Below are 15,675 nucleotides of genomic sequence, written 5' to 3' on the forward strand. Positions count from 1 at the left end.
CCGCCCAGTGTAGACCCGGGCGCGATCTCGGCGGCGTACGTTATCTCTGGGAAATGCCGGGCAGGCCGGCGCGGGTCAGCAGAAGCCGTGGCGCTTCAGGGCCGCCCCGAGCTCTTCCTTGAAACTGCCGTAGTCGACGGCCTTCTGTATGTACTCGATGGCGCCGAGCTCGTCGGCGCGCCGGCGGTCGGCCTCGAGGCCCGAGCCGGACACGACGATCACGGGAAGCTGGTGGCCGTCCGGTTGCGCGCGCAGCTTTTCCAGCAGCTCGAAACCGTCCACGCGCGGCATCTTGATGTCGAGCAGGAGCAGGTCGAACCGGTCTTCCTGGGCCAGGCGATACGCTTCCTCGCCGTCGCCGGCGGTCACCAGCCGGTGCGGGAAGCCGCAGCGTTCCAGCGCCAGCCGGGTCAGCATCAGGTCGATGCCCAGGTCGTCGACCACCAATATCTTTTTCATCGCCAGCGCCGCTTGCGACGACGACCTGTCCGGCGCAATAGAAATGTATCGAATTTAAGGACTGTACCACGTTCGGGTCCGCATCATGGCCCGATTCGCGTAACGTGCGGACCCGGCATGGTATCGTTGCGCACCGTCCGCACCTCGTCCGCCATGTACCATCCCTGTCCCGACGAGCACGGCCTGCCCGTGCGCATCGCCAACCCCAGCCTGCCCGGCGATCCCGCGGCCTGGCACGATCCGGCCCGCATGGCCACCGTCGTGCCGGGCGGCGCCATGCCCACCGCGTTGAACGGCACGCCCATCGCCCCCGCCTCCCTGCCGCTCGTGGAGGCGCGCATCGGCGAGCCCCCCTACGCGCTGCCCGCGGGCATGCGCGCGGCGGCCGGCGCCGTCATCGTGGAAGACGACGGCCGCGTGTGGCTGGTGGCGCCGACCAATGGCTTCGGCGGCTATGCGGCCACGTTCCCGAAGGGCCGCGTCGACGGCGGCCTGGACCTGCAGGCCACCGCCGTGCGCGAAGCCTTCGAGGAATCCGGCCTGGCCGTCGAACTGGTCGCCTTCCTGGCCGACGTGCCGCGCACGCAGACCTACACCCGCTACTACGTGGCGCGCCGCGTGGGCGGCGATCCCGCGCTGATGGGATGGGAGACGCAAGCCGTGCACCTGGTGCCGTTCGCGCTGCTGACGGAGGTGGCCGTGCACGCGAACGACGTCGCGGTGATCGCGGCGCTGCGCCGCATGGCGTAGCGCCGCCTTATACGCCGACCATCGAGACGGCCTTGGTGTTCAGGTAGGCTTCCAGCGCTTCCGGACCGCCTTCCGAACCGTAGCCCGAGTCCTTGACGCCGCCGAACGGCAGCTCGGCGCTCGGCGTGGCCGGCTGGTTCATCCACAGCATGCCCACTTCGAGGCGGTTCATCAGCTGCTGGGCGTTCTTGATCGAGCGGGTGAACGCATAGCCGGCCAGGCCGTACGGCAGGCGGTTGGCCTCCGTGATGGCTTCTTCCAGCGTATCGAAGCCGCGCACCGCGGCGACGGGGCCGAACGGCTCGTCGTTGAACACGCTCGCTTCCAGCGGCACGTCGGACAGGATCGTCGGCGCGAAGAAGTTGCCTTCGCTCCCGACGCGCTTGCCGCCGGTGACGACTTGCGCGCCCTTGGCTTGCGCGTCCTCGACGACCTTGGCCATGGCGGCGAGGCGGCGGTCGTTGGCCAGCGGGCCCAGCGTCGTGCCTTCCGCCAGGCCGTCGCCCAGCTTCAGGCCTTCGGCGTGGGCGGCCATGGCGCGCACGAACTCGGCCTTGATGCTGTTGTGGACCAGGAAGCGGGTCGGCGAGATGCACACCTGGCCGGCGTTGCGGAACTTGGCGGCGCCGGCGGCCTTGACGGCCAGCGCCACGTCGGCGTCTTCGGCCACGATGACCGGGGCGTGGCCGCCCAGCTCCATCGTCGCGCGCTTCATGTGGGCGCCGGCCAGCGCGGCCAGCTGCTTGCCGACCGGGGTCGAACCGGTGAAGGTGACCTTGCGGATCACCGGGTGCGGGATCAGGTAGCCGGAAATCTCGGCCGGGTCGCCGAATACGAGGCCCACGGTACCGGCCGGCACGCCGGCGTCGACGAAGCACTGGAACAGCGCGGCCGGCGATGCCGGGGTCTCCTCGGGGGCCTTGCACAGGAAGGAGCAGCCGGTGGCCAGCGCCGCGGCCAGCTTGCGCACCACCTGGTTGATCGGGAAGTTCCAGGGCGTGAAGGCGGCCACGGGGCCGACCGGCTCCTTCAGCACCAGCTGCTGGGCGGCCGGGTTGCGCGCCGGGACGATGCGGCCGTACACGCGCATGCCCTCGGCGGCGAACCAGTCGATGATCTCGGCGCCGGCCATGACCTCGACACGCGCCTCGGCCAGCGGCTTGCCCTGCTCCTGCGTCATCAGGCGGGCGATGTCGCCGGCGCGCTCGCGCAGCAGGGTGGCGGCACGGCGCATGGTGGCGGCGCGCTCCGCGGCCGGGATCGCGCGCCAGGCCTCGAAGCCTTTCCGGGCTGCTTCCAGCGCGCGGTCGAGGTCGGCGATGGCCGCATGGGCCACGGTGCCGATGGTCTTGCCGCTGGCCGGGTTCAGCACGGGAATGGTCTTGCCGCCGGTGGCGTCGACCCATTCGTTGGCGATCAGGAGGCGGATGTCGGGATAGTTCGAAGTCGTCATGGCTATGTGTCCGTTGTACGTTGTCGTAGAAAGCGATGCGCACCCGGATCGTGGGAGTGGCCGGGCGCCGCATCCGCTACTGTGCCAGAAATTCGGGGATCCCGTGCGGGCGGGACGGATTTTCGCCGCCGCACCGGTACGTATGGACACGCCGATCCTGCACGGCGACAAGAAGAGTTTCACAGGCATAACGTGCCCGGCAGCTGAGCGCAGCGGTGCTACTCTTGGCTCATGTACGGCGCAGCGCGCCCGCGGCATGCAGGCAGCGCTGCGCCCTTCCCGCCAACCCAGCACAGCACAGCAAGGAAGCGAACCATGAGCAAAACCGTCGGTGACTTTTTCGTCGAACGTCTTCACGACTGGGGCGTGCGGACCATCTTCGGCTATCCGGGCGACGGCATCAACGGCGTGCTCGGCGCACTTGACCGCTCGGACAAAAAGATCGACTTCATCCAGGTCCGGCACGAGGAAATGGCCGCCTTCATGGCCTCGGCCCATTCCAAGTTCACCGGCCAGCCGGGCGTGTGCCTGTCCACCGGCGGCCCCGGCGCCGCCCACCTCGTGACCGGCCTGTACGACGCCAAGCTGGACCACATGCCCGTCCTCGCCATCGCCGGCCAGGCCGCGCGCACCACCCGCGGCGCCCATTACCAGCAGGAAGTCAACCTGGAACGCATGTTCGCCGACGTGGCCGACTACGTGCACGAGGCGGCGGTGCCGGCCCAGGTGCGCCACCTGGTCGACCGCGCCATGCGCACGGCGCTGGGCCGGAACGGCATCAGCGTGCTGGTGCTGCCGAACGACCTGCAGGAACTGCCGTACGAGGACCCGCCGCGCAAGCACGGCTCCGTGTTCTCCGGCATCGGCTACACCCGTCCGAAGATCGTGCCCTACGACGCCGACCTGGCGCGCGCGGCCGAGGTACTGAATGCGGGCGGCAAGGTCGCGATCCTCGTCGGCGCCGGTGCCCTCGGCGCCACCGACGAGGTCATCGCCGTGGCCGAGCGCCTGCAGGCCGGCGCCGCCAAGGCCCTGCTGGGCAAGGCCGCCCTGCCCGACCACCTGCCGTGGTGCACGGGCTCGATCGGTATCCTCGGCACCAAGGCCAGCTGGGACATGATGAACGAGTGCGACACCCTGCTGATGATCGGCACCGGCTTCCCCTACGCCGAATTCCTGCCCAAGGAGGGCAAGGCGCGCGCCGTCCAGATCGACATCGACCCGACCATGCTGGGCGCGCGCTACCCCACCGAGGTCAACCTGCACGGCGACGCCGCCGAGACGCTGCGCCTGCTGCTGCCGCTGCTGCAGGAAAAGAAGCTGGACGGCGCCTGGCGCAAGAAGATCGAGCAGGACGTGCGCGATTCCTGGGCGCTGCTGGAACAGCGCGCGATGGCCAAGGCCACGCCCGTGAACCCGCAGCGGGTGGCGTGGGAGCTGTCGCCGCTGCTGCCGCGCGACGCCATCGTCACCAGCGACTCCGGCTCCTGCGCCAACTGGTACGCGCGCGACCTGAAGGTGCAGCGCGGCCAGATGTATTCGCTGTCCGGCGGCCTGGCGTCGATGGGCGCGGCCGTGCCCTATGCCATCGCCGCCAAGTTCGCCCATCCGGAACGTCCCGTGATCGCCCTCGTCGGCGACGGCGCCATGCAGATGAATAACATGGCCGAGCTGATCACCGTGGCCAAGTACTGGCGCCAGTGGAAGGATCCGCGCTGGATCGTCTGCGTGTTCAACAACGAGGACCTGAACCAGGTGACCTGGGAACAGCGCGTCATGGAAGGCAACCCGAAGTTCGAGGCCACGCAGACGATCCCGGACGTGCCCTACCACCGCTTCGCCGAGCTGATCGGCCTGAAGGGCATCTATTGCGCCGACCCGGACATGGTCGCCGAGGCCTGGCGCGACGCGCTCAAGTCCGACCGTCCCGTCGTCCTCGAGTTCAAGACCGACCCCGAGGTGCCGCCGCTGCCCTCGCACATCACGCTGGACCAGGCCAAGTCCTTCATGAGCGCCATCGCCAAGGGCGACCCGAACGAGGGATCGATGCTGGCGGGGGTGGCCAAGCAGGTGCTGAGCTCGATCCTGCCGGGCGAAAAGAAGTAATCCGTCGAAAGGAAGTCCGCGATGATCCCATTCATGTTCGCCACCGGCATCGAGAACAGCTACCCGACCATCGAGAACGGCCGCGTGCGCCGCGATCAGATGGAGGAATGCGGTCACTACCGCAACTGGCGGCAGGACTTCGCGCTGGTGAAGGAGATGGGCATCGGCTACCTGCGCTACGGGGTGCCGCTGCACCGGGTCTGGCTCGGCCCTGACCGCTACGACTGGGAGTTCTCGGACGAGGCCTTCGGCGAACTGCGGCGCCTGGGCATCGAGCCCATCGCCGACCTGTGCCACTTCGGCGTGCCGGACTGGGTGGGCAACTTCCAGAACCCGGAGTTCCCCGCGCTGTTCCGCCAGTACGCCGCCGATTTCGCCGCGCGCTACCCGTGGATCCGCTTCTACACGCCCGTCAACGAAATGTACGTGTGCGCCCGGTTCTCCGCGCTGTACGGCTGGTGGAACGAGCAGCAGAGCAGCCCCCGCGCCTACGTCGCCGCGGCCAAGCACTTGGCCCAGGCGAGCGTGATGGCCATGCAGGAAATCGCACGCCGCCGTCCGGACGCCCTGTTCATCCAGAGCGAATCGACCGAATACTTCCATCCCTGCACCCCGCAGGCGGTGGAATTCGCGGAAGCGCTCAACGAGATCCGTTTCCTGTCGCTGGACATGAACTATGGCCATCCGCTGGACCCGTCGGCAAGGGCCTTCGTGCTCGACTGCGGGATGACGGAGGCGGACCTGCGCTATTTCCAGCAGCAAGGCATGCGCCGCAACTGCGTCATCGGCACCGACTACTACGTCACCAACGAACACTACATCGAGCCGGACGGCACGCGCACGGCGGCCGGGGAGCTGCTGGGCTACACGACCATCGCGCGCCAGTACTACGAGCGCTACGGCCTGCCGCTGATGCACACCGAGACCAACCGCGACGAGGGTCCGCAGGGCGACGAGGCGTCGTCCTGGCTGCGGCGCCAGTGGTCGATGATGCTGAGCCTCATGCACACGGGCGTGCCGATGGTCGGCTTCACCTGGTATTCGCTGACCGACCAGGTCGACTGGGACGACTCGCTGCGCTTCAACCGCGGCCACGTCAACGCGCGCGGCCTGTACGACCTGGACCGCCAGATCCGCAAGGCCGGCTGCGAGTACCGCAAGCTGCTGGCGGACTGGCGCGACCGCATCGGCCCCTACGACGAGCTGGAGCCGGATCCACAGGTCGGCGCCAACCACCGGCCGGACACGGAAGCCGTCATCGACAACCTGCGGCGCCTGCTGATGCGCGTGGACTCGCACGACAGCGGCGCCAAGGCGGAATAGGCGCCGTCAATCGTCAGGGGCGATCGGCACGTACTGGTTCTGCAGTTCGTTCGAGGCATCCGCCGCTTTCCAGGCTGCGTTCGTGGCGGGCGCCAGGAACACGGCTTGCGTGACGCTGTAGCCGCCGGGCGACCTGGCGGCCGGCGGATCGGCGCGCACGGCGTCCATGTCGATGCGGCCGTTCGGCAGGCGGCGCACGGCTCGCTGCCTGGCCGGGGTGATGCGATACAGCACCAGCGCAGCCCCGGCGCCCGCGGCCAGCCGCGCCATCGGATCCGGATACCCGGTCATGACATCGTTCTTTCCGCCGGCATCGGCCCAGCCCAGCGTGACGAAACCGTCGCGCTTCCACCGTGCCAGCGCCGCATCGAGGTCGTCGGTCATGCCGAGCTGGATCCGTGCCGCCTTGTAGGCCATCGGACCCACGCGTCCCGGCACGGCGACCGGCTTGTCGGGCACTTCGATCGTCGAACGGCCTTCGCCGCGTCCCATCGGCGCGTTGTCGCGTACCTGGCGCGACACGGCGGCCAGGTAGGCGGCCTGCGGCGGCGCCGGCGCGGCGCTTTGCACGACGAGCGACGCGCCCATCGCGGCGGCACGGTGCGGGAAGTCTTGCCGGCCGTCCTCCGGCGCGCTGGCGCCGACACGCACGAACCCCTGCCGCTCCCATGTGCGCACGGCGGCGGGAATGTCTTCGGCGAACGCGAACTGGATGCTGGCAAGGCGCACGATGCGCGGCGCCACGTGGGCTGGCGGGTTGGGGGCGGCGATGTAGTGGTCGGCGAAATCGTTCGTCATGGGCGGGCATGCGGTCGGGTAGCTATCATGCGCGGCCGGGTTGCGCCCGCGGCCTGTCTCTCCAGGCAGCCGGCATCCCGTCTCGGAGCCATTGTCCAGTGTTTTGTCCCTGTGCGTCGCCGGCCAGGCGCGGCCGTGTGACCACGCATCCGACAGGTGAGTGTGCACGTATTTCCCTGGATCAACCGAATGGGGGATGCCTCCCGGCGTGGAAACGCCAATAGTAACGAATTCTCTCAATCCGACGATGTCATGACACCACGCAACGCTACCCATCAGCGCCGACCATTCGCTCCAGCCGCTCACGGCCGTCCGCATCCCCTGCTGCGCCTGACCCTCCTCTCCGCCGCCATCGCCGCCACGGCCTGCGTGCACGCCCAGCAGGCCGCGCAGACCGGCGCTGCCCAGGACGGCAGCATGCAGAAAGTCGAGATCCGCGGCGCGGCCGATGCCTACGACCCGCGCCGCGACGATACCGCCGCCAAGATCGTCGTCGGCCACGACGAGCTCGCGAAATACGGCGACACCAGCGTCGTCGATGCGCTCAAGCGGGTGCCAGGCGTGAGCGTCGGCAGCGGCGCACGCGGTACCGAGGTGCGCATGCGCGGCCTGGGCAACGGCTACACGCAGATCCTGATCGACGGCGAACGGGCCCCGGCCAACTTTTCCATCGAGTCGCTCTCGCCGGACGTCATCGAGCGCATCGAGGTGCTGCGGGTGGCCAGCGCGGAGTTTTCCACGCAGTCGATCGCCGGCACCATCAACATCGTGCTGAAAAAGGCGGTCAAGGCCGGCCAGCGCACGGCCAAGCTGGGCTACGCGCACGGCAGCGCCACCGACAACCCGAACGCGAGCCTGAACCTGTCGGACCGGCGCGGCCAGTTGTCCTATTCGCTGGCCGCGAGCGCGAGCCGCACCCGCAACACGCTGGACACGGGCACGCTGGAACAGCGCTTCGGTCCCGGCGGCCAGCTGCTCGGCGCGCGGCTGTCGAGCGAGCCGGAAGTCGACCACGTGACGATGCTGAACGTCACACCACGACTGACCTGGACCTTCGCAGGCGGCGACACGCTGACCTCGCAGACCTTCTTCAACTTCAACGACTACGAGTTCGACACGGCGGGCCGCGTCGGCACGCTGCTCGGCCCCCTGGACGACTACCCATCGATCGACCGGCACCGCAAGACGATCTTCCACATCGTGCGCGAAGAGCTCGACTGGATCCACAAGTTCGACGGCGGCGCCAAGCTCGACGCCAATGTATCGGGCCTGGCCAGCCGCATCTCGGAATGGATCCGGCGTACCGGCAGCGGCAACCCGGACGTGCCGCCGCTGCACGAGAACATCCCGGCCGGCGGCGACGAGCGCGGCGTCACCACGATGGGCAAGTTGAGCACGACGGCGCGCGCAGGCCATACGCTGGCCGTCGGCTGGGATGCCGGCCGCTCCACGCTCGACGCCTACCGCCGCGACCGCGACACCCTGCAGCCGGACGTGCTGCTGGACGCCGACCAGGACTACGACGTCGCCGTCTCGCGCCTCGAGCTGTACGCCCAGGACGACTGGACCATCACGCCGGCCTGGTCGGCCTACTTCGGCGTGCGCTGGGAAGGCATCCTGATCCGGACCGAAGGCAATACCTTCCCCACGGCCCACTCGCGCTCGGCCGTCTGGAGCCCCTTGTTCCAGACCCTGTACAAGCTGCCGGGAACGAAGGGCGACCAGGTGCGCTTCGCCCTGAGCCGCACCTACAAGGCGCCCGACCTGCTGAACCTGCTGCCGTTGCGTTTCAAGTCCGGCAACAATACCCAGACCAATCCGGACATGCTCGGCAACCCGAACCTGCAGCCCGAACTCGCGTTCGGCTTCGACGCCGCCTGGGAGCACTACTGGGCACAGGGCGCGCTGCTGTCGGCCACCGTCTCCGGACGCAGGATCTCCGACTATACGCGCCGCCAGCTGACGTTCGACGGCGCCACGTGGACCTCGATCCCGATCAACGCCGGCAACGCGAAGACCTACGGGCTGGAACTGGAAGCCAAGTTCCCGCTGAAGGCGGCCTTCGACACGACGCTGCCGCTCGACCTGCGCGCCAGCCTGTCGCGCAACTGGTCGCACGTCGACGAGGTGCCGGGTCCGGACAACCGGCTGGACGCCCAGACGCCGCTGTCGGCCACGCTGGGCGCGGACTACACGCGCGCGCAACTCACCGTAGGCGGTTCCTACGTCTTCAAGAACGGCGGGCTGGTACGCGTGCTGGCCAACCAGACCTCGTACCAGTCGGTGCGGCGCGACCTCGACCTGTATGCGGCGTGGCAGTTCGATCCCAAGCTGCAGCTCCGTGTCACCGCCGCCAACCTGCTGGCCCAGGACCGCATCGGCGCGAGCGACTTCGTGTTCGATGCGGACGGCAGCCAGAGCGCGCGCACGCTGGTGCCGTCGCACCGCAGCGTGCGCGCCACGCTGCAGTGGAAGTTCTGACCTAGCTGCCGCCGGCCCGCGCCGGCACCGTCGCCGGCTGCTGCCAGACGGCCGGCAGCACGCTGCGCGTGGCATAGTCCGTCGCGGACAGGCCGAACAACACCAGCATCGTCACCGCGCCGACGACGGCCGCGATGCGCAGCAGCGCGGGGGAACGGCGCAGTCGCATGAACACGAGCGCCACCAGCACGGCCTTGGCCAGCGCGATCGCCATGCCCAGCGCCGTGTTGACCCAGCCCAGCGGGATGAAGGCCGTGCCGGCGCTCAGCGCCAGCAGCACCATCAATGCGGCCCACGCAAGCAGCAGCGGTTTGGCTTCCTTGTCCATTCAGCCTCCCGCCCTGCCGACGAGGTACAGCAGCGGATACAGGAAGATCCAGACGACGTCCACGAAGTGCCAGTACAGGCCCGCCAGCTCGACCGATTCCGCACTGGGGCCCTCCTCCCCGCGGCGCGCCAGGCGCCAGGCCAGCACGGCGCAGGTGCCGAGCCCCACGCACATGTGCAGCGCGTGCATGCCCGTGAGCGCGAAGTACAGCAGGAAGAACAGCAGCATGCCGTGCAGCGTCTCGGGGCCGGGTGCTTCGTCCGGCCGGAAGCCGGCGCCGGGGAACAGGTGCTCGCCGACTTCCTTGTGCCATTCGATGCCCTTGACGGCCAGGAAGGCCAGGCCCAGCACCATGGTCAGCGCCAGCAGGCGCACCGTGCGGCGCCGGTCGCCCGCCTTCGCCGCGGCGCCGGCCAGGGCGATGGCCAGGCTGCTGGTGAGCAGCACGGCCGTGTTGAGGGTGCCGAGCCAGATATCCGTGTGCCGGCTGGCCAGTGCGCAGGCCTGCGGATAGTGGGTGCGCAGGTACAGGTAGCCCAGCAGCAGCGGCCCGAAGAACAGCAGCTCGCTCGACACGAAGACCCACATGCCGAAGCTGCGGGCCAGGTCCTGCTGCGCCAGGCTGGAGAACTGTTCGTCCAGCTCCGCTTGCGGCATCCCGGCAGGCATTCGCGTCGTCATGGCGTATAGGCGTAGGGGCCGCGCGTGACTTCCGGCTGGCGGCTGAAGTTGTGGACGGGTGGCGGCGAATCCGTCTGCCATTCCAGGCCCGTGGCCTGCCACGGGTCCGCCACGGCCAGCTTCCCGAAGCGCAGCGACCACGCCAGGTAGCCGAGCGGCATCAGGTAGCCGATGGCGAGCAGCACGGCCCCGGCCGAGGACAGCACGTGCAATAGCTGGAATTCTTCCGGATAGCTGTGGTAGCGGCGCGGCATGCCCGCATAGCCGAGCAGGTATTGCGGGAAGAACGTGAGATTGAACCCGGCAAAGATCACCAGCGCCGCCACCCTGCCCCAGGCTTCCGAATACATCCTTCCCGTCACCTTGGGCCACCAGAAGTGGATGCCGCCCAGGTAGGCCATCACGGAACCGCCCACCATGATGTAGTGGAAGTGGGCGACGACGAAATAGGTGTCGGACAGGTGCACGTCCAGCGCCAGCGCCGCCAGGAACAGGCCCGTCAGCCCGCCGAGCGTGAACAGGCCCACGAAGCCGAGCGCGTACAGCATGGGCGCCGTGAAGTGGATGCGGCCCTTGTACAGCGTCGCCGTCCAGTTGAACACCTTGATCGCCGACGGCACCGCGACGAGGAAGGACAGCAGCGAGAACACGAGTCCCGCGTACACGGACTGGCCGCTGACGAACATGTGGTGGCCCCAGACGAGGAAGCCGATCACGGCGATGGCCAGGATCGCATAGGCCATGAAGCGGTAGCCGAACACGGGTTTTCTCGCAAAGCACGGGATGATCTCGCTGGCCACGCCCATCGCCGGCAGCACCATGATGTACACGGCCGGGTGCGAATAGAACCAGAACAGGTGCTGGAACAGCAGCGGGTCGCCGCCCAGCGCCGGGTCGAAGATCCCCAGCTGGAACAGGCGCTCGATGGCCACCAGCACGAGGGTCATCGCGAGGATCGGCGTCGCCAGCACGAGGATGACCGACGTCGCGTAGTTGGCCCACACGAACAGCGGCATGCGGAACCAGGTCATGCCCGGCGCGCGCATCGTGTGCACGGTGACGATGAAGTTCAGGCCCGTCAGGATCGAGGAGAAGCCCGTGACCATGATGCCGGCGAGCGTCAGCACCACGTGCGAGTTCGAGAACATCGTCGAGAACGGCGTGTAGAAGGTCCACCCCGTGTCGACCCCGCCCGCCAGCAGCGCCCACAGCACCATCACGCCGCCCGCCATGTACAGGTACCAGCTGAGCAGGTTCAGGCGCGGGAACGCCAGGTCGCGCGCGCCGATCATCAGCGGCACCAGGAAGTTGCCCAGCACGGAGGGGATCGACGGAATCAGGAACAGCCACACCATGATCACGCCGTGGGCAGTGAACAGCTTGTTGTAGGTGTCCGCGCTGACCAGGTCGCCCTGCGGCGTGGCCAGCTCGAGGCGGATCAGCGCGGCGGCGATCCCGCCGAGGAAGAAAAACAGCGTGATCGACAAGCCGTACAGCACGGCGATGCGTTTGTGGTCGCGCGTGAGCAGCCAGGAGCGCAGCGTGAAGCCCTCGGCCAGGTAGCCGCCCACGGGCGGCGTTTCCGCCATCACGCTAGCGTCGTTCTGCGGTGTCGGCATGGCCGGTCTCCCTGATGTATTCGATGATCGCCAGCAGGTCTTCCTCGCCGATCTTGCCGGCGAACGAAGGCATGATCGGGGCGTAGCCGGCGACGACGTCCTTGTCCGGCACCAGGATCGAATCGCGCACATAGGCTTCGTCGGCGCGCAGCTCGCGCCCGTCGGCCAGGTGCACGCGGCGCCCCAGCAGGCCATTCAGGGACGGCGCATGCACGGTGGAGCCGGCGGCGTGGCAGCCGCTGCAGCCATAGTCGCGGTACAGCGCGAACCCGCGCTGCGCCATCCCCGGCTGGCGCGGCCCTTCCGCGAGCCAGCGCGCGAAGTCGCCGGGCGGCTGCACGACGATCCTGCCCAGCATGAGCGCGTGATCGGTGCCGCAGAACTCCGTGCAGAACAGGTGGTATTCGCCGGCGCGGCTGGGCGTGAACGAGATGCTGGTATAGCGTCCAGGCAGCACGTCCTGCTTGATGCGGAACCCGGGCACGTAGAAGCTGTGGATCACGTCCTCGGACGTCATCACGAGACGCACCGGACGGCCCAGCGGCAGGTGCAGCTCGCCCACTTCGCGCCGGCCGTTGCGGTGCTGGGCCTTCCACATCCACTGCTTGGCGACGACGAACACGGGCATCGCATCGGGCGGCGGCTGGTACAGCTTGACATAGTCGATGGCGGCCCAGGCGTAGATGCCGAGGAACAGCAGCAGCGGGGTCAGCGTCCACGCGATCTCGATGCCGCGGCCCTGGCTGGGCGCGTTGCTGCGGTCCGCGTCGGAACCGGCGCGGTAGCGCACGGCGAAGCCGATCGTCAGCACCAGCACGACCAGGGCCACCGCGCCGGTCAGCAACAGCAGGGCCAGCGCCAGGCTGTCCAGGCGCGTGGCCGTGGCGGCGCCATCCGCCGGCAGCAGGTAGAAATGCGGGCTTGTGCTGGATGTCATGCGGTGTCTCCACGCAGGCGCCGGCGCCAGATCCAGGCGCCGAGCAGCACGAGCACCAGCACGGCGCCGCCGCGCACGGCGGCCAGCGCGGCGCCACTGTGGCGCCCTGCGGCGGGGTCGAAGTGGGCGCACAGCAGCGCCAGGCGCTGGCCGAACGACGGCGCCGGATCGATCCGGCCCGCGCCTGCCGCCAGCACGGCGGCGCGCACGCCGGCCGGATCGAAGCGCACGCCGGGAAAGAAGCGCACGATCCTTCCATCGGCCGCCGCCACGACGAAGCCGGCCGCGTGGGCGATCTGCCCGCCGCCGGCGTCCGGAACGGCGCGGTAGCCCAGCGCCTGTTCGATGCGCGCCAGCTGCGGCGCCGCGCCCGTCAGCAGCGCGATGTCGGCCGCGCCGCCGGGCAGCAGCGCCGCATAGCGCGGCAGGCGCTCGCGCGCGGCGGCGCCGTCCTCGCGCGGATCGATCGATACGCCCACCAGCACGTAGTCGCCTGCCTTCAGGCCGGACAGCGCGAGCGCCTGCAGCACGCCCTCGAACACCGTGCCGCACAAGCTCCTGCAGCGGTAGTAGCCCGGCACCAGCACCACGGGCGCGCGGCCGAACTTCGCGCCCAGCGGGACGTCGCGGCCCGCCTCGTCGCGCAGCATGGCGTCGATTGGCAGCCGCGTTCCCGGTTGCGGGTCGAAGGCGACGTCGGGCGGCGGCGGCAGCGTCAACGCCTGGGCGCCGGCGGCCGGCGGCAGCGCGGCGCACGCCAGCAGCCAGGCGGCGGCGAGGGCGCGCGGCTTCATCGCCCGTCCTCCTTCTTCGCGGCGCGCGCGGCCGTGATGCGCATCGCCTCGGCCAGCGGGATGCGGGCGATGCCCGCTTCGCGGTCGACCCAGGCATAGCCGCTCGTCAGGCGTTCCTTCTCGGCGAAATAGGCGGCGCGCTCGGGCACGGGCGCGGTCTGCAGGCGCGGGGCCGGCGCCGTGATCGCGTGCGGCGGCGTATTCGCGGCTGGGCCCGTCGCGCGCAGCAGCAGCCAGGCGCCCGCGACGGCGAAGGCGATCCCGCACAGGATCGCGCATGCGCCCCAGCCGATCTTGCGCACGTCCAGCCGTGTCGATTCAGGCATGGCTGCCCTCCTCGCGCGCAGCTCCCGGCCGGCGGACGGCCATGGCCAGCGCCGCCAGCACCAGGGCCGTCGCCGGCGCGAACCACAGCGCACGCAAGCGCAGGCCTTCGACCGAGGGCAGCACGAGCCACCAGCAATCGAGCAGGTGGGCGCCCAGCAGTCCCCCAGACAGCATGCCCATGATCCGCGGCGCCTTTTTCGCGCGGCGCGCCAGCAGCAAGGCCAGCGGCGCGACCAGGTGGACCGCCGCGAGCAGCCAGGCCACCGTCTGCCACAGTGCGCTGCTGCGGCGCAGGTACCAGGAAATCTCGTGCGGCAAGTCGGCCGCCCAGATGACGAGGAACTGCGAATACGACAGGTAGCCCCAGACCAGCACGTACATCAGCAGCAGGTTGCCCAGGTCCGGCAGGCGCGCGCGGATGGCCTCGCGGTCGGCCAGCAGGACGGCCAGCGCCATCCCCGCCAGCAACTGGCCCGCGCCTGCCAGCCAGCCGAAGACGCTGGAATACCAGTGCGGCTGCAGCGACATGATCCAGTCGACGGCCGCCAGGCCCACCGACACCCCGTACAACAGCAGGAATGCGGCGGCGCGGCCGGCGCTGCGCCGGGGTGCATGGGTCTCGACCCACGCCAGCGCGCTCCACAGCATCAGGTAGCCGATGCTGCGCGCCACGAAGAAGCCGGGGCTGAGCCACCAGTCGCGGAACGCCTCTTCCGGCTTGCCGGACGGCTGGTGGTCCACCCACGGATACAGCGCATGCATCCCCAGCAGCACGGGCAGGAACAGCAGGCAGGCCAGCGGCAGCCAGCGCGCCGCGCGCAGCAGCGGCGCGCGGATGGCGTCGCCCCATGCGCCGCCCGTCAGCTGGTGCAGCCACACGTTGGCCAGGCCGCCGAGCAGCGCGCCCGTCGCGAACCACCAGGCCGCCAGCCAGCCGGCCAGCAGGCCGCGCAGGTCGACTCGCCAGCCGGCCCAGGCCAGCGCGGCGGCGGCGATGGCGGCGATGATGACCACCGGCGCCCTCATGGCTGGCCTCCCGCCGGCAGCCGGGCACGCACCGCCTCCGGCAGCGCGGCGGCCGGCGCGTGCTGGCTCAGTTGCAGCGCGCGGATGAAGGCGACGATGGCCCAGCGCTCGTGCGGCTCGATCCGGTCGCCATACGGCACCATGACGCCATAGCCGTTCTTGATCACGTCGTAGAAATGGCGGTCGCCGGCCGCGCGCAGGCGGTCCTGATGGAACGTGGGCGGCGCCGGGAAGCCGCGCCGCACGACGAGGCCGTCGCCATCGCCGGCCGGGCTGTGGCAGGGCATGCAATAGATCGTGTAGCGTTCGCGCCCTTTTTCCAGCAGGCGCATGTCGACCGGATAGGGATTCGCCTGCGCCCGTTCCGCCGCGAGATCGTCCTCGACCTGGCCGGCGCCCTGGCGGCCGCTGGAACTGCCGGCGAAATCGCCGCGCGAGCGCGCCTGCACGCCGGCCGGCGGCATGCGCGCCGCGGCGCCATCGGCGAACAGCGGGCTGGCCGCGAAGGTGCCGTAGCGCGGCTGGTCGTACATGTCCTGCTTGGCGCGCTCGCAGCCGGCCACCATCAAGGCGCAGAGGATCAGCATCGTCCC

15 protein-coding genes are annotated in these 15,675 nt (G+C 69.6%); 4 read left to right on the top strand and 11 right to left on the bottom strand.

Annotated features, from left to right (window positions below; genetic code table 11):
* Positions 1–75 precede the first annotated feature (75 nt).
* Complete coding sequence (locus tag QPK32_RS00890; protein WP_290410894.1) at positions 76–459, bottom strand: response regulator; 384 nt, start codon at positions 457–459, stop codon at positions 76–78.
* A gap of 117 nt (positions 460–576) precedes the next feature.
* On the opposite strand from QPK32_RS00890, the gene QPK32_RS00895 reads away from it, so the two are divergent.
* Entirely contained in the window at positions 577–1,209 is a 633-nt protein-coding gene (locus QPK32_RS00895; protein ID WP_290410895.1) for an NUDIX hydrolase, read from the top strand.
* A 7-nt stretch (positions 1,210–1,216) separates the two neighbouring features.
* Here QPK32_RS00895 and QPK32_RS00900 read toward each other — a convergent pair whose 3' ends face one another.
* Positions 1,217–2,662: an NAD-dependent succinate-semialdehyde dehydrogenase gene (locus QPK32_RS00900; protein WP_290410896.1), complete on the bottom strand. Its 1,446-nt coding sequence runs from the start codon at positions 2,660–2,662 to the stop codon at positions 1,217–1,219.
* 315 nt (positions 2,663–2,977) lie between these two features.
* Between QPK32_RS00900 and QPK32_RS00905 the strand changes: the two genes are divergently transcribed.
* Both QPK32_RS00905 and QPK32_RS00910 read left to right on the top strand, forming a co-directional pair.
* A complete protein-coding gene (locus QPK32_RS00905; RefSeq protein WP_290410897.1) occupies positions 2,978–4,768 on the top strand; it encodes a thiamine pyrophosphate-requiring protein in 1,791 nt (596 codons plus the stop codon).
* 21 nt (positions 4,769–4,789) lie between these two features.
* Positions 4,790–6,091: a family 1 glycosylhydrolase gene (locus QPK32_RS00910; RefSeq protein ID WP_290410898.1), complete on the top strand. Its 1,302-nt coding sequence runs from the start codon at positions 4,790–4,792 to the stop codon at positions 6,089–6,091.
* A 6-nt stretch (positions 6,092–6,097) separates the two neighbouring features.
* Here the strand turns inward: QPK32_RS00910 and QPK32_RS00915 are convergent, their stop codons facing one another.
* Positions 6,098–6,889, bottom strand: coding sequence for a hypothetical protein (locus QPK32_RS00915; RefSeq protein WP_290410899.1), 792 nt, complete (start codon positions 6,887–6,889; stop codon positions 6,098–6,100).
* 252 nt (positions 6,890–7,141) lie between these two features.
* Between QPK32_RS00915 and QPK32_RS00920 the strand changes: the two genes are divergently transcribed.
* The gene (locus QPK32_RS00920) at positions 7,142–9,370 is read left to right on the top strand and encodes a TonB-dependent siderophore receptor (RefSeq protein ID WP_290410900.1); all 2,229 of its coding nucleotides are present in this window, start codon (positions 7,142–7,144) and stop codon (positions 9,368–9,370) included.
* 1 nt (position 9,371) lies between these two features.
* Here QPK32_RS00920 and QPK32_RS00925 read toward each other — a convergent pair whose 3' ends face one another.
* From QPK32_RS00925 to QPK32_RS00960, 8 genes are read right to left on the bottom strand one after another with little or no spacing between them, the layout of a single operon-like run.
* Complete coding sequence (locus tag QPK32_RS00925; RefSeq protein WP_290410901.1) at positions 9,372–9,698, bottom strand: cytochrome C oxidase subunit IV family protein; 327 nt, start codon at positions 9,696–9,698, stop codon at positions 9,372–9,374.
* Complete coding sequence (locus tag QPK32_RS00930) at positions 9,699–10,379, bottom strand: cytochrome c oxidase subunit 3 (protein WP_290410902.1); 681 nt, start codon at positions 10,377–10,379, stop codon at positions 9,699–9,701.
* A complete protein-coding gene (ctaD, locus tag QPK32_RS00935) occupies positions 10,376–11,998 on the bottom strand; it encodes a cytochrome c oxidase subunit I (protein ID WP_290410903.1) in 1,623 nt (540 codons plus the stop codon). The genes QPK32_RS00930 and ctaD overlap by 4 nt, the downstream gene beginning before the upstream one ends.
* A complete protein-coding gene (gene coxB, locus QPK32_RS00940; RefSeq protein ID WP_290410904.1) occupies positions 11,973–12,935 on the bottom strand; it encodes a cytochrome c oxidase subunit II in 963 nt (320 codons plus the stop codon). The genes ctaD and coxB overlap by 26 nt, the downstream gene beginning before the upstream one ends.
* The gene (locus QPK32_RS00945) at positions 12,932–13,729 is read right to left on the bottom strand and encodes an SCO family protein (protein WP_290410905.1); all 798 of its coding nucleotides are present in this window, start codon (positions 13,727–13,729) and stop codon (positions 12,932–12,934) included. Before QPK32_RS00945 ends, coxB begins: the two co-directional genes overlap by 4 nt.
* Positions 13,726–14,055 carry a hypothetical protein gene (locus QPK32_RS00950; RefSeq protein ID WP_290410906.1) on the bottom strand — a complete coding sequence of 110 codons (330 nt, stop codon included), beginning with the start codon at positions 14,053–14,055 and terminating at the stop codon, positions 13,726–13,728. The genes QPK32_RS00945 and QPK32_RS00950 overlap by 4 nt, the downstream gene beginning before the upstream one ends.
* Entirely contained in the window at positions 14,048–15,082 is a 1,035-nt protein-coding gene (locus tag QPK32_RS00955; RefSeq protein ID WP_290410907.1) for a hypothetical protein, read from the bottom strand. Before QPK32_RS00955 ends, QPK32_RS00950 begins: the two co-directional genes overlap by 8 nt.
* Positions 15,079–15,669, bottom strand: coding sequence for a cytochrome c (locus tag QPK32_RS00960; protein ID WP_290410908.1), 591 nt, complete (start codon positions 15,667–15,669; stop codon positions 15,079–15,081). Before QPK32_RS00960 ends, QPK32_RS00955 begins: the two co-directional genes overlap by 4 nt.
* Positions 15,670–15,675 lie beyond the last annotated feature (6 nt).

Source organism: Massilia sp. YIM B02763 (genome assembly GCF_030412015.1).
GTDB lineage: Bacteria > Pseudomonadota > Gammaproteobacteria > Burkholderiales > Burkholderiaceae_D > Telluria.

Excerpts from the sequence above, each read along its gene's own strand:
- ctaD (WP_290410903.1), bottom strand. The coding sequence starts at position 11,998 with ATGCCGACACCGCAGAACGACGCTAGCGTGATGGCGGAAACGCCGCCC.
- coxB (WP_290410904.1), bottom strand. The coding sequence starts at position 12,935 with ATGACATCCAGCACAAGCCCGCATTTCTACCTGCTGCCGGCGGATGGC.
- QPK32_RS00920 (WP_290410900.1), top strand. The coding sequence starts at position 7,142 with ATGACACCACGCAACGCTACCCATCAGCGCCGACCATTCGCTCCAGCC.
- QPK32_RS00905 (WP_290410897.1), top strand. The coding sequence starts at position 2,978 with ATGAGCAAAACCGTCGGTGACTTTTTCGTCGAACGTCTTCACGACTGG.
- QPK32_RS00890 (WP_290410894.1), bottom strand. The coding sequence starts at position 459 with ATGAAAAAGATATTGGTGGTCGACGACCTGGGCATCGACCTGATGCTG.
- QPK32_RS00955 (WP_290410907.1), bottom strand. The coding sequence starts at position 15,082 with ATGAGGGCGCCGGTGGTCATCATCGCCGCCATCGCCGCCGCCGCGCTG.
- QPK32_RS00915 (WP_290410899.1), bottom strand. The coding sequence starts at position 6,889 with ATGACGAACGATTTCGCCGACCACTACATCGCCGCCCCCAACCCGCCA.
- QPK32_RS00895 (WP_290410895.1), top strand. The coding sequence starts at position 577 with ATGGTATCGTTGCGCACCGTCCGCACCTCGTCCGCCATGTACCATCCC.
- QPK32_RS00900 (WP_290410896.1), bottom strand. The coding sequence starts at position 2,662 with ATGACGACTTCGAACTATCCCGACATCCGCCTCCTGATCGCCAACGAA.
- QPK32_RS00945 (WP_290410905.1), bottom strand. The coding sequence starts at position 13,729 with ATGAAGCCGCGCGCCCTCGCCGCCGCCTGGCTGCTGGCGTGCGCCGCG.
- QPK32_RS00960 (WP_290410908.1), bottom strand. The coding sequence starts at position 15,669 with ATGCTGATCCTCTGCGCCTTGATGGTGGCCGGCTGCGAGCGCGCCAAG.
- QPK32_RS00925 (WP_290410901.1), bottom strand. The coding sequence starts at position 9,698 with ATGGACAAGGAAGCCAAACCGCTGCTGCTTGCGTGGGCCGCATTGATG.
- QPK32_RS00910 (WP_290410898.1), top strand. The coding sequence starts at position 4,790 with ATGATCCCATTCATGTTCGCCACCGGCATCGAGAACAGCTACCCGACC.
- QPK32_RS00950 (WP_290410906.1), bottom strand. The coding sequence starts at position 14,055 with ATGCCTGAATCGACACGGCTGGACGTGCGCAAGATCGGCTGGGGCGCA.
- QPK32_RS00930 (WP_290410902.1), bottom strand. The coding sequence starts at position 10,379 with ATGACGACGCGAATGCCTGCCGGGATGCCGCAAGCGGAGCTGGACGAA.